A 13,224-nucleotide genomic window follows, 5' to 3' on the forward strand; every position below is an offset into this window, starting at 1 on the left:
GGATCACCTCAGATTCCGAACGCCGGGATCAGTCCGGCCAGGGGAGCGAACAGATTGGCGATCATGAGGAGGCCGACCAGCACCAGCAACGCCCCGGTCACCAACGAGACGGCCACGTGGTGCCGACGGAACCAGTCGAAACGTTGCGTGACCCGGGCAGATCCCAGGGCGACGGCGATGATCGGGACGCCCAGCCCGATGCAGTAGGTCACCATGAGGACGATGCCTGACCACACGGTGGCCCTCGTGGTGGCCAGCGCCAGGATGCCACCCAGCACCGGGCCGATGCAGGGGGTCCACCCGGCCCCGAAGACGATGCCCATGAGTCCGGCCCGCCAGGCCGAGGTGGCCCCGTCGGCCTTCGGCATCGGGCCACGCAGCACGGTGTCGAGGACGGGGATCCGCAGCAGCCCGGCGACGTGGAGTCCCATGAACACCAGCACCGCTCCCCCGAGGATCCGGGCGTGGACCGCGTAGGGGCCCAGTGAGTGCCCGAGCAGACCCAGTGAGGCCCACAGCGCGATGAAGACCAGGGAGAACCCACCCACGAAGGCCGCGGAGTTGCCGAGCGCGGTGCGACGGCTCACGTGCACCTGGCCGGAGCCCACGAGCTGACCGACGAAGACCGGCACGATCGGCAGGAAGCAGGGCGAGGCGAAGGACACCAGCCCTGCCAGGAGCGCCACGGGTACGGTCACCTCCACCGCTCAGCCCTCGGAGCTCTGGGCGGCCTCAGGGGTGGCCAGCGACTTCAGCAGCACGGAGACCTCCTCGGCCATGCGGGAGGAGGGATCGATCTCGATCACCCTGGTCCAGGCGGCCCTGGCCTTCTCGACGTCGGCCGGGGTGCGCGCCATGTGGAGGAACCCGAGGCTGTACCACGGTTCCTGACGCCCGGGGTCCAGTTCGGTGACCCGAACCCAGTGCTGCTCCGCGGCGTCGTACTGGTTCGTCCGGTACTCGGCGGCCCCGAGACCGATGAGGGCGTCGATGTGGTCGGGGTCCTGCTCGAGCACCTGCTGCAGGAGTGGGATCACCTCCTGGTGGAGGGAGGCCTCGTAGTACATGGTGCTGAGCTCCAGCCGGGCCTCGAGGTCGGACGGATCCGCTGCGACCCGTTCCTTCAGCTCGGCCTCACGGGTCCGGTCGACCTCCTTGGTGGGTTGCATCTCAGCCATGGCCGAGGCGTCGATGGGTGGATGGTTGCTGGGCATGCCCGTCGTCGGTTCCGGCTGGGGGCGTCCCGCCATCTGGACGATGACGACGACGGCGGCGGCGAGGAGGGTGACCAGCACCAGGTTGAGCCGGGACACCCCGGTGCGTCGCTCGAGCGCCGAGACCTTCACGGCTCCCTCGGCCGGTTCCCGGGTGACCTCCTCGTCCTCGTGGTCGGGGAGCAGGTCGGCCAGGTCGGCACCGTCGTCCGCGGCCACCTCGGCGTCGAAGCGGGCAAGTTGTCGCTCGGCCCAGTCCTTCAGCTCATCGGGGGCGGTGGAGAGGAAGGAGACGAGGTCCTCCCTCGTGAAGTCTCCACGTTCCGTCTCCATCGCCCCACCTGATTCCTTTCCGTTCCCGTTCAGTTCTCCTGGCTCGGCATGTGTTCCTCGACGACGGCGGGACCGATGTTGTTCTCCACCTCGACGCCACGCAGCACGAGTTGCCCGGAGCGTGCCCAGTCGGTGGCCTGGTTGAGCATCGACAGGGCGTACTGGGGGGCGTGGAAGCCGCGTCCGTTCTCGGAGAACGTGTAGTCGATGAGGAACTGCGCCTTGCGCTGGTAGTCGCGGGCCGCTGTCAGCTGCTCCTCGGTCGCGGTGCCGTCGGCCTCGGCCTTCGTGATGTCGGTGATCAGCGCCTCCAAGGAGGTGAAGCCGACGTTGAGGGAGTTCTGCCACGTGTCCTGGATGCCCTTGACGCGTTGCCGCATCTCGTCCTCGGTGGACTTGTGGCAGGTCAGGCACGACGCGTTGATGGTCTCGTCGTTGGCCATGGGGCTCATGATCTGATGGTTGGAGACCTTCGCCGCGCCCTCACGCTGGTAGGCCATGTGGCAGTCCGCACAGGTGACCCCGTTGGCGGCGTGGATGCCCTGGGACCAGGTCTCGAACTCGGGATGCTGGGCCTTGAGGATCGGGGCGCCGCTCTCCTCGTGGGTGAAGTCGGTCCAGCCGACCTCGTCGTAGTGGTTCATCGCGTCGTAGGCGGTCAGGCCCTTGCCCCACGGGAAGGTCAGGGTCTTGCCCTCCCCGGCGAAGTAGTACTCGACGTGGCACTGTGCACAGACGTAGGTCCGCATCTCCAGGTTGGTGGCGTCCCGGTTGACGTCGTAGTCGGTGATGCCCTCCAGCGCCTTGACCTTCTTGATGCCCTCGACGAAGGCGGGACGCGTGATGGTCAGCTCCATCGTCTGCGGGTCGTGGCAGTCGATGCAGGCGATGGTGGAACCGACGTGCTCGACTGCCTCGGAGAAGCTCAGCGCGTTCATCGCGTGGAACCCTGCGGTGCGGTCACCGCCCCCCAGCTTGTCGTAGACCTCGGGCATGGAGCCGTGGCAGTTGAGGCAGGTGCCGGGCTGCTTGAACGGTTCCTTGGTGCGCTTGGTGTTGACCTGGTCGACGAATGCCCACTCGTGGCCGCGAGGGGCGGTGTAGTCGACGGCGAAGGGGTAGCCCCGCCACATCAGCTGGGCGCGGGGCTCCATGTCGATACGGGACAGGGTGTGGGTCTCCCGCGGGTCCTCATCCGTCGGTGTCACGGCCACGAAGTCACCGTCGGTGTCCTCGGCGGTCTTCTTGTACTGGTCGTAGTGGATGGGGAAGTTCTGTCCCCACACCGCCGGGTCGTAGGTGGTGTCGGTCAACTCCACCACCTGGGTGAAGGGGTGCTTTGCCTCCTCGCGGTGCTGGAAGATGTTGGTGAGCAGCCACGTCAGCCCGGCCGCGGCCACCGCCACGAAGAGCAGGACCATGATGGGGACCCACCTCTTGCGGGGGCCGGTCCACCTCGTGGGGGTCTTGGCGTTGTTGTCAGTCGTGGAACTCATCTCTCCTCACCTCTTGTGACCGACGCCGTCGTGGCAGCGGATGCAGGACATCCGCTCACCCTTGTGCTCGGAGCTGCTCATGGCCTGATCGACCTGGTCGCCGTGGCAGTCGATGCAGGCGGCCTCGATGATCTCGCGGTTGTGTGCGCGGACCTTGATGTTCTCGGGATAGTTCTGGAGCGTGAACTTCAGGGCGTGCCAGAACCCGTTGTCCGCCTTGTTCACGTACTTCCCGACGATGTCGTGGTGCGGGGCGTGGCAGGAGTTGCAGGTCGCCACGTCGTGATGGGATCCCCTGAGCCAGCCCTCGTACTGCTCGTTCATGGCATGGCAGTTGGCACAGCTGGCGGGATCGTCGCCGAGGTAGTCGGTGGCACCGGAGTAGTGGATCGTGAACGACCCGACTCCCAGGATCGCGCCGAGCAGCGCAGCGAGGACCACACCCGTCCACCCGGTGAAGGCACGGGTGAAGTCCTGCCACCTTGCCACGATGAACCGCTTCATGGTGTCTCTTCTTCGAGTGCTAGGACGCCTCCGCCACGGGGTGTGACGGAACCCGACACCCTGACGCTAGCACCGGCGGCCGACGTTTTTCAGGAAAATGCCTGCAATACCACAGCAACCAAGGCAAGGGCAACCTAACAAGGTGGCCCCGCGTCAGGCGTCCAGCAACCGACGTGCAGCCTTCGCAGCCGCCGAGCCCCCTGAGAACTGCTCCAGCCACCCTCGCAGCACGGGGTCCACGGTGGCCCGCCCCCTGCGGACCTGCTCATCACACAGGAGGGTGAGCAGCTTGGCCATCCCGGTGGCACCGCGGTCGAGCTGACGTGGCGCCACCTCGGCCAGACCCCGGTGGATGGCCATCGAGGCGGTGGGGACCAGCGGTGAGGTGTCATCGGGGAAGGCCAGGGCCACGGCCTGCAGGTGCTGCGGGTGAAGGGTGTGGAGGTCCTGCCAGAACTCCTCGTCGTAGGAGGTCCGTTCCGGCACGGGCACCCCCACCAGTGCGGCACCACGTTCCCGTTCATCGGGACGCAGCCGCCAGATTCCCTGGAACAGGTCGGCAGGCGGGGCAGGCGTCGGGTCGGCGGCCCGCTCGGCGAACTCGTCCCAGGTGATCCAGCCGTCACCGTCACTCGGGGTGGCGAGCAACGCCCGGCGAGGGCGTTGACCCCGCACCATCTCCACCACCTCGCGCATCCGGATGGCCCACACCCGAAGCGCAGAGCCGATCTCGCCGTCGACCTCCTGCGCCACGGTCTCCGCCACGTCGAGCCCGAACTGGGCCGCCACGGCCGGGGACAGCAGCTGCGCTCCCTCGCGCAGCACCTCCTCGACCCCGAGCCCTCGCAACGCCTCGGCCGCTGCGATCTGCACATCCGCGTGCGGGTGGGACAACGCGATGGCGAGGGCCTCGGCCTTCCGCTCGGCAGGGGCGTCGAGACGCTGGATGATCCGCACCCCTGTCAGGGCGATGCTCCTGGCCCCGGTGAGGGGAGGGTGGCAGTGGTCCAGGAACTCGGCGGAGTCGAGCCTGCCCGCCCGCTGCACGGCCGCCAGCTGTCTGGTGGCCATCGACACCGTCGCGTTGATCCCGGTGTCGAGGGCACGCAGCAGGAGGTCCTGGTCGGTGGCGGCCTCCTGAGGGGTGGGTCGCAGCTCCGTGTAGAGACCGGAGAACCAGTTGGCGTGATACGCGGGAAGGTCACGCAGCAGACCGGCCAGACAGGCCCGGAGCACCCGGGGACGGTCCAGGAGACCCTCGGCGACGAGGCTCGCGATGTCCGACGCCCAGTGGGCCCTCGGGCCGTAGGCCGAGCGGTCGAGGCTCGCCAGCGAGTCGTCGGTGCCGCCGTCCCAGGCCAGGACCTGCCAGATCAGTTCACGCATCCGCTCGTCGCGGCGCAGCAGATGCAGCCGGTGCCCCTCGGACGCGGTGACGAGGGTGCGCACGTAGGCCTCGTCGTGCTCGACCTCCAGACCCTCGAACAGCTCCCGGAGCCTCGTCTGGTAGGCGGTTCCGACGAGCCTGGAGGGCAGTTCACCGTGCTGGGCCTGCAACCCGAGCAGGAAGGCGTGCACCTCGACCAGGGAGGGCTCCAACGCGAAGAAGTGATCCAGCACCTTCTCCAGCTCCACCACGGTGTGCCACCTCAGGCCCCTGGAGGCGTCGAACCAGGTCATGTTCACACCCATGGCGGAAGCGTAGGGGGTGCGTCGGCCCGGCCGCACCTTCCGGAGGGTCTGGGATACTGACGCGCATGGAGACGACACGCCAGGTGACGATGGCCTCACATCTGCACGCGACCCCGAACACCTCCCTGGTGCAGCGGGTGATGCGCCCCTTCTGGGTGGTGCCGGGTCTGGTCATGCTGGGGTCCCTGCTGTCCGGGCTGCTGCTGCCCCTCGTCGACCGGGCCCTGGGGCAGTCCATGCCCTACGCCTTCCTCGGAGGTCCCGAGGCGGCGCGTTCCCTGCTGTCGACCATCGCGGGCGCGATGATGTCGGTGGCAGGTCTGGTGTTCTCCATCACCATCGTCGTGCTGCAGCTCGCCTCCAGCCAGTTCACCCCCAGGGCCCTGGGCGAGTTCCTGTCCAACCGCGTCACCCAACTGACGATGGGCACCTTCCTCGGGGCCTTCACCTACACCCTGACCGTCATGCGGATGGTGGTGGACGGCACCGACTCCTCCCCCGGTTTCGTGCCCAGGCTCTCGGTGACGGTCTCCTACCTGTTCGTGCTGGCATCGTTGGTGATGTTCCTCATCTACATCCGCCAGATCACCCGATCGGTGCAGGTGCAGGTGTTGATCCGTGAACTCAGCGACCGCACCTGCGCACTCATCGTCTCCATGTACCCCGACAGCCTGGCCGACCAGGAGAAGGGCGTGTGGCGGGCCGGTGGCCACGAAACCCTGGTCGCGGTGGAGGAGCACCACGGCCACGTCGTCGAGATCGACGAGGCCTCGCTGGTCTCCTTCGCCAGCGAGCACGACCTCAGCATCGAACTCCTGGTCCGGCCGGGCCAGTTCGTCACGGCGGGCATGGACCTGGCGACGGTGTACGGGAAGACCGACGAGGAGACCTCCTCCCGGATCAACTCCAGGATCACCCTCGCCTCCGAGCGGACCATGGCCCAGGACCCCTCCTTCGGGCTCCGTCAGCTGGTCGACATCGCGGATCGGGCCCTGTCACCGGGAGTCAACGACCCGACGACCACCCGGGACGTGCTCAACGAGCTGCACCGGGTGCTTCGGGTCCTGGTGGCCCGCCACGAACCGGCGGAGTACCTGGGCGACGACGAGGGCATCGCCCGGCTCCGCAGGCGTCAGACCTCCATCCCGGAGACCGTCGCCTGGCCGCTGCAGGAGATCGCGCACTACGCCGAGACCTCCCCGAACGTCCTCGAGCACGTCGCCCTCATCATCGACGACCTGGCGCGGGCGTCACTGCCGGAGCACCGCGACGAGATCGCCGCGATCGCGGACCGTTCCGGGTGATCTTCACCAAAGGGTTCCCAAGGACACCGCGGATCGCGTAGGGTGTCAGCAGAGGGTGTCCAATCGGTGGGCCAATTTCCTTGTAAACCCATAGGGAACTGGATTCGAGATATCTGCCGGCTGGGCACCCTCCCCTGTTTCCGGTGTTTCCGGACAAAACCACGCGTGCGAACCCTCGGCGCTCTAATGTGGGGGCATGCCTGATCCCGCCCCCGAGTTCAACACCGACGCCCTGCGGCAGCGGGCCGCCCAGGGAAAGTCGGTGCACGAGTTCATCGTCACCGATGCGCAACTGTCCGGGATCACTCCCACCGAGAGCGCCGCCCGCTGGGCGGCCGAGGTGGAGCTGCCCCGCGAGGTCTGGGGCGAGGCCGCCGTCGGGCTGTTGTCGGCGGAACTGTCCCCTGAGGAACAACGGGACCATTCCGACGACTTCTTCGCGGCCGCCGTCGACACGATGCGCGATGACACCGCCCCCACCTGGGTGCGGGTGGGGCTCGCGCTGCAGCAGCTCCCGGCGGCCCGGACCTACTACCCCGCCATCGCCTCCGATCCCCTGCACCCGGACGCCTGCCTGGCCACGGACCTGCTGGACCGGTGGGATGAGGCCGAGCACGCCGTCTGGTCCGCTGAGCAGTGGCCGGGGATCGACCTCGACGACCCGCAGGCCCGCCACTGGTTCGAGGTCCAGACCCGGCTGGCCCCCGGACAGCTGGAGTGGTGTCGTCGCCAGTTCCACGACCCGGGGATCAAGGGCGTTGCGCTGGGGCTGTGCCTCAGACGGGTCATGGACGCGGATGCGCTGACCACCGAGGACCTGGACGTGCTGGTCGACGGCTGGCAGGACCGGTTCCTCACCCAACTGGCCGGTGAGACCTACTCCTGCGTGCCCGCCGTCGTGGCCCTGGGGATCGCGTTGGCCGAGCTGGGACATCCGGCGCGGAGCTCCTTCGACGCCCACATCCGCACGCACTTCCCCGCCTGGGACGACCTGGTGCAGGTCCCCCTGCTCGGCTGGTACGGCACCACTGAGGACCTGGAGCCGTTGTGGGAGGAGATGACCATCACCGGAGCCGACCACCGGACCTGCCTGGGGGTCACGGTGGGCCGCGCACGGCTGGTGAACGCCCCCGTCGCGACCCTCTGCGACCAGGCGGCCGGGGTGAACCCCAAACTGCTGCGGACCCTGGTGCAGATCGCCATCGCCTTCGGGGGACGTCCGCGCCTGTGGTGTGGCCTGGCCAATCCGCACTCGCTGGCGTGGCGTCGCCGGGCCGCGGTGGTGGCCAACGACGCCGGCCTCAGCGAGGAGTTCCGGGCCGAGGCCCGGCGGTTCACCTGACGGCCGCCAGCCCCAGGATCCTGCGGACGGAGCCCGGATCCGCGCTGGCCCCGTACTCGGAGATCTCGTAGGCCTCCGCGGTCTCCGGCAGCCGACCGTGGCGCCGTTCCAGCTCATCGGCGAAACGGCGAGCCACACCATGTGCCTTCGCCCGCTCCCGGGCACGGAGGTGGGCCGTCCTGGCCGGTTCCGTCACCGGGATCTCGGATGCGAACCCGTTGACGTGGGGCAGCCACTCCCGCACCTGGCTCTCGTGGGCCATGATGGCGTCCACCTTCTGCTCCACCACCGCGTCGATGTCGACCAGCAGGTCCGCGCGGAACGGGCGAGGATCGGTGAACGTGTCGCAGGTGTGCAGGATGACCGGTCGCCGCGCGGGCACCGGGACCTCCGCGACGATCCCGGGCACCATGAGGAGGTATCCCGCATCCAGCACCGCCGTCGCGACGGCACGGTGGTCCGGGTGGTAGTCGCAGGGTCTGGGGCACACCACGACATCGGGCCCGAAGCCCCGGATCGCGGTGATCACGGCCTCGCGCAGCACACGGTCGGGGAACAACCAGCCGTCGGGGAAGCCCAGGTTGGTCACCGTCGCCCCCACGGCAGCGGCACCGGCCTCGGCCTCCCGGAGCCGACGCGCCACCAACTCCTCACCGAAGATCTGGTGGTGCCCGCTGGAGCCGTCCGTGGCGGAGACGAATTCCACCGTCCCGCCGGCCCGGGTGACCAGTGCCGCCAGTCCGGCGCACTCGAACTCGCAGTCATCCGGATGCGCCCCGAACATGAGGACCCGGACACCGGTCATGGTCATCCCTCCTTCACGACGCAGGGTTCCTGTCGTCCCCCTGCCAACTCGGCCCGACACAACGTCGCCGCCCCGACCAGGGAACCGTCGGTGAGGTGTCGGGACACCCTCAGCTCCGGGACGCAGGGGAAGCCGGCCACCAGGTGCGCCCTGACGATCGGGGCCCAGTGCTGGAAGGAACCGGCCAGCCCACCTCCGAACACGATCAGCTCCGGGTCCACCAGGGTGCAGAGATTCCCCAGCATCGTGGCCAGCAGCAGCGCACTCTGCCCGACGACGGCCCGGGCCAGCGGGTCCGTGGCCTCGAAGAGTTCCCGGGCCCCCAGCTGACGACCCAGCAGACGTGAGGCACGCCGTCCCAGGGCCTGGCCCCCGAGCAGTTCCTCCAGTGGTGCCGGGAACCCCTCGGGTGCCGTGCTCCCCGACAACGGGTCCGGCCTCATGTAGCCGATCTCCCCGGCGGCCCGGTGTGCCCCGACGAGGATCCGCCCGTGGACCACCAGCGCGGCGGCCACCCCGGTGCCGAGGTTGACGTACAGGCCGGGGTCGACCCCCCGCAGCTGACCGGTGGTCACCTCCGCGTGGGCGGCGGCCCTGACATCGTTCTCGAAGCGGATGCTGAGGTCACCGAGTTCCTGACGCAACAGCCCGGCCAGGGCGGTGTCCTGCCAGGCCGGGGTGTTGGGGGACAGTTCGACGACGTCCTCGCCCGCGAGCAGTCCCGGGCGCACGACCACGCACAGCTCGAATCGGCTGCTCCACCGCAGTGTCCGACGCACGTGCTCCCGCAGCCGCTCGAGGGCGAGGTCACGCGGTGTCGTCGCGGTGGGTGTGGCCACCCGGAAGGAGTCGAGGATGTCCCCGGTGGCGCTGACCCGGGCGAAGGCGGTCTTCGTGCCACCGATGTCGATGGCCAACGCCGAGACCGCAGGGTCAGCGCCACGGTCCGGGGTCACTTCTTGGTCCCGGCCAGCACGAACGGGTTGAGCCCCTGCTCGGCCATGATGAACCAGGCCGTGGTGCCGGTGTGCAGGCTGGCGTGGTTGCGCTCCTCCCCACCGGCGTATCCCTCCTTCGAGTTGGCCTGGATCCCCTTGCCGTCGGCATTGATGCCGTTGACCTGGATCTCACGCAGGGTCTGGAGGTAGACCTCGGCCTGGGCCCGGTGCGAGGGGTTGCCGCTGAGCTTGAGCGCGAGGGCCATGTGGGCGGTGCCCTCCAACCAGACCGTGTCGTCGTTGTGATCTGCATTGTCGGGATTGGTCTGCCAGGCGTAGAGGACCCCGGTGATCATCTTCTCGGCATAGGTGGGATCGGTCACCTCGAGGTTGCCCATGACCCAGTCGAGGGCCATCAGGTAGCGGTGCCTGCCCCGGACCATGTATCCCCACGACTGCACGTCCTCGGGGTTGAACTCGTCGACATTGGTGGCGATGCCGTTCTCGGTGCTGCCGATGTGGAAGCGCCCCTCGAGCACGTCCCACATGCTGCGCACGAAGGTCTCGGCACGCATCCGCGCCATGCTCCACCGGGGTTCCCCGGTCAGCTCTCCGAGCATCCCGAACAGACCCACCATGTCGATGTTGTGCTCGGTCGACTTCCACTCGAGCTTGTCTCCACCGGAGCGGTACCCACCGGTGAAGCCCCCGACACCGCGGATGTCACCGGTCTCGTCGAGCAACCACTCACCGATGCGCACCGCCCCGTCGAGGTACTTGCGTTCCCCGGTGACGTGGGCGAGATGGGCCAGGGCCATGCCGGCCCAGGCCTGGTTGCCCGCGGCCGATCCCCAGGTCTGGATGTTGGGAACGCCCTCGGCGTCGAAGAGGTGCTCGGGGCCGTAGGCGTTGCGCAGTCGACCATCACCGATCGGGTCGTTGGCCTGCATCTGCAGCAGTGCATCCCCCATGATCCGAGCCCGGGCCAAGGAGTCGGGGCTGTCCTTGCGGTTGGCGTAGACGATGATCATCAAGGCGTTGTCGTAGGTGAGCGAGTTGTCCCAGAAGTCCAGGAAACCCCGGTGATAGCTCGACGGGACACGCAGCTGGTCGCCGCTGCCCCACTCGTCCATCGCCTCGTCGAGGTGAAGGTAGGCGTTGCGGACCGCCGTGCTCTCGGTGCTGGCGTGCGCCGGGGCGGGCAGACACAGGGCCACCGCCATGACGGCGGCGAGGGTTCTGAGGATCGTCTTCATCGGTGAACTCCTTTCACAAGATCGTGGGTTTCGTCGGTTTCGTCCTCCGGCACCGGGACCCGGCGTCTCGCACCGGAGGCAGCCGCGTCGTAGAAGGCTCGCGCCGCGGCTAGGTTGCGCCAGGCGTCGCGGACGGTGCCGAGCGCGTTGTGCTTCCCGCGGATCCGGTCCACCAGGGGCTGGATCAGGTCGGAGTCGTCGGGCAGGGGGTCGAGCTCCACCCACCCCGAGGGGGCACCCCCCGAGGCGCGCAGGACAGTGGTGCGGGAGTTGATGGTGTCGATGGCCAGCGACCCGGATGTCCCGTTGAGGGTGGTGGTGATCCGCCATGCCCCCTCGGCACCGGTCCAGGTGTCCTCCATCGTCGCGACCACCCCGCCGTCGAAGGTGAAGATGGCGTGGCCGTAGTCCTCCACCGCGAGCTCCGGGTACCGCAGGTTCGCCGTGACACCCACCACGTCCACCGGTTCCTGCCCGAGCAGCCAGCGCAACCGGTCGATCTGGTAGATCGAGTGGTCGATCCAGGCCCCGCCGGGAGCCCGCGCCTCCTCCACCCACCAGCCCGGGGAGTCGGAGTCGTGCCAGGCCTTCGGCAACACCCCGCACAGGGCGAAGTCGGCGGAGACGATCTCCCCCAGGGCGCCGGAACGGACCAGCTCGAGGAGCCGTTGGTTCTGCGCGGTCATCCGGGAGCGCGACTCGGCGGGGATGAACTGCACCCCGGCCTCCTCGACGGCCCTGACCACGGCGCTGGCCTCCTGCAGCGTTCGCGCCACCGGTTTGACCGAGACGACGTGCTTGCCGGCCTCCGCCGCGTCGATGCAGACCTGCGGGTTCTCGTCCACGCTGGGGAAGGAGCCGATCGCCTCGATCCCGGGGTCGGCCAGGGCTTCCGCCACCGAGGTCGTGAATCGCACCCCCAGTTCGTCCGCGAGGACCCTGCCGCGTCGCGGATCACGGTCGACGATGAGCTGCAGGGTGGTCTCGGGGTGGGCGCTCAACCCGTGGGCCAGCGGCACGGCCGAGTACCAGTGGTCGAGACCGATGAGTGCGAAGTTGATCGATGTCATGGGTTCACCTCCGATCATGGCCCGCGTCCTCGCGGAACATTTTCTAAGGAGTATTCATTAATACATCGATCCTGTCAATCGGAAGCCCGCCGCACCCCCGAGCGGAACATGGCCTCACGTGCGGCCTCGAGCCCCAGGTCGAGCGCCCCTCGCAGCGTGGCATCGGCATTCAGCGCCGCCACGTCGAGGCGGACCCGGAACGGACTGCGCCTGGCCACCGCCTCCCCGATCTGCTCGAGATGACCGCCGAGCCTGGCCCCGATGCCCCCACCCAGGACGATGCACTCGGGATCCAGGACCGCATTGATGGCGATCACCGCCGCCGCGACCCCCGCCACGAAACGCTCCATCACCCGCCCCGCCGCGGGATCCCCCTCGTCCAGCAGCCGCAGGACGTCCTCCGGACCGACACCACCCAACCCCAGCTCCCTGGCCGAGGCGGTGAGCGCACGCGCCGAGACGACGTCCTCCAGCACCCGCTCACCACCGCCCCCGTCGGCGGCGGTGAGCAGGTAGGCCAGCTCACCCGCGGCCCCGTGGAAGCCGCGATGGAGCCGGCCGTTGAGGATGGTGGCCAGTCCGGCACCGGTGCCGATGTGGAAGTAGGCGAAGGACTCGTAGCGTCCCGCACGTCCGTGGATGGACTCGGCGAGGGCCGCGAGGTTGACGTCGTTCTCGATCCGCACCTGCCCGCCGAGCTCCTCGACGAGCATGTTGATCAGCTTCGGCCGATGCCAGCCCGGCAGCTGATCGGCGTAGTCCACCACCCCACGCTTCGGGGCGAACACCCCCGGGGAGCCGATGACCGCATGGGTGCGCTCGGGGTCGAGGCCGAGCCTCTTCCTGGCCTGGGCCACCTCCGCGGAGATCAGCTCCACCAACGCACCGGCACTCCTGGCGACGTTGCGCACGTCGTGGCGGTACAACTCACCACCAGCGATGTCGACCACCGCCACCCGCACCCAGACCCGACCGATGTCGATGGCGACGACGAACCCCGCATCCGCCCTGACCTGGTAGAGCCGGGCCGGTCGCCCCAGCTCCCGGGCGTCGTTGCCCAACGCGACGACGAGCTGCGCCTCCTCCATCTCGTTGAGGGCCGCGATGACCGTGGGCTGGGACAGCCCCGAGGCCCGGGCCAGTGCGGGGCGGGTCGACGCCCCCTGGGACAGCAGGGTGTCGAACAACACCCGCTGGTTCATCTCACGGATGAGCTTGGGGCCTTTGCCCAGAAGCCGATCGCCACCCGCCGACATGTCAGTCCTCTCCA

Annotated in this window: 12 protein-coding genes; 2 read left to right on the forward strand and 10 right to left on the reverse strand. The window is 68.7% G+C overall.

The window, feature by feature from the left end; translation table 11 throughout:
* Positions 1-8: 8 nt before the first annotated feature.
* From EII34_RS07445 to EII34_RS07465, 5 genes are all read right to left on the reverse strand, one after another.
* Positions 9-704, reverse strand: a complete 696-nt coding sequence (locus EII34_RS07445) for a cytochrome c biogenesis CcdA family protein (RefSeq protein WP_124844482.1) — start codon at positions 702-704, stop codon at positions 9-11.
* A gap of 3 nt (positions 705-707) precedes the next feature.
* Positions 708-1,547, reverse strand: coding sequence for a tetratricopeptide repeat protein (locus tag EII34_RS07450; protein ID WP_124844484.1), 840 nt, complete (start codon positions 1,545-1,547; stop codon positions 708-710).
* 29 nt (positions 1,548-1,576) lie between these two features.
* Positions 1,577-3,043, reverse strand: coding sequence for an ammonia-forming cytochrome c nitrite reductase subunit c552 (locus tag EII34_RS07455; RefSeq protein WP_124844486.1), 1,467 nt, complete (start codon positions 3,041-3,043; stop codon positions 1,577-1,579).
* A gap of 6 nt (positions 3,044-3,049) precedes the next feature.
* A complete protein-coding gene (gene nrfH / locus EII34_RS07460; protein ID WP_124844488.1) occupies positions 3,050-3,547 on the reverse strand; it encodes a cytochrome c nitrite reductase small subunit in 498 nt (165 codons plus the stop codon).
* Between the two features lie 153 nt (positions 3,548-3,700).
* Positions 3,701-5,239 carry a DUF6493 family protein gene (locus EII34_RS07465; RefSeq protein WP_124844490.1) on the reverse strand — a complete coding sequence of 513 codons (1,539 nt, stop codon included), beginning with the start codon at positions 5,237-5,239 and terminating at the stop codon, positions 3,701-3,703.
* A gap of 65 nt (positions 5,240-5,304) precedes the next feature.
* On the opposite strand from EII34_RS07465, the gene EII34_RS07470 reads away from it, so the two are divergent.
* Both EII34_RS07470 and EII34_RS07475 read left to right on the forward strand, forming a co-directional pair.
* A complete protein-coding gene (locus tag EII34_RS07470) occupies positions 5,305-6,543 on the forward strand; it encodes a DUF2254 domain-containing protein (protein WP_124844492.1) in 1,239 nt (412 codons plus the stop codon).
* A gap of 196 nt (positions 6,544-6,739) precedes the next feature.
* Positions 6,740-7,885, forward strand: coding sequence for a hypothetical protein (locus EII34_RS07475; RefSeq protein ID WP_124844494.1), 1,146 nt, complete (start codon positions 6,740-6,742; stop codon positions 7,883-7,885).
* Here the strand turns inward: EII34_RS07475 and EII34_RS07480 are convergent.
* The 5 genes from EII34_RS07480 to EII34_RS07500 form a co-directional block, all read right to left on the reverse strand.
* Positions 7,878-8,696 (reverse strand): PIG-L deacetylase family protein, encoded by an 819-nt coding sequence (locus EII34_RS07480; protein ID WP_124844496.1) that lies wholly within the window; start codon positions 8,694-8,696, stop codon positions 7,878-7,880. The genes EII34_RS07475 and EII34_RS07480 overlap by 8 nt on opposite strands.
* Complete coding sequence (locus EII34_RS07485; RefSeq protein ID WP_185711222.1) at positions 8,693-9,646, reverse strand: ROK family protein; 954 nt, start codon at positions 9,644-9,646, stop codon at positions 8,693-8,695. Before EII34_RS07485 ends, EII34_RS07480 begins: the two co-directional genes overlap by 4 nt.
* Positions 9,643-10,884, reverse strand: coding sequence for a YyaL domain-containing protein (locus EII34_RS07490; RefSeq protein WP_124844500.1), 1,242 nt, complete (start codon positions 10,882-10,884; stop codon positions 9,643-9,645). The genes EII34_RS07485 and EII34_RS07490 overlap by 4 nt, the downstream gene beginning before the upstream one ends.
* On the reverse strand, positions 10,881-11,954 hold the full coding sequence (locus tag EII34_RS07495) for a Gfo/Idh/MocA family protein (protein ID WP_124844502.1): 1,074 nt from the start codon (positions 11,952-11,954) through the stop codon (positions 10,881-10,883). The genes EII34_RS07490 and EII34_RS07495 overlap by 4 nt, the downstream gene beginning before the upstream one ends.
* A gap of 74 nt (positions 11,955-12,028) precedes the next feature.
* On the reverse strand, positions 12,029-13,210 hold the full coding sequence (locus EII34_RS07500) for an ROK family transcriptional regulator (protein ID WP_124844504.1): 1,182 nt from the start codon (positions 13,208-13,210) through the stop codon (positions 12,029-12,031).
* Between the last annotated feature and the right edge of the window lie 14 nt (positions 13,211-13,224).

The organism is Arachnia propionica (genome assembly GCF_003859805.1).
In the GTDB taxonomy this organism is placed as follows: domain Bacteria; phylum Actinomycetota; class Actinomycetes; order Propionibacteriales; family Propionibacteriaceae; genus Arachnia; species Arachnia propionica_C.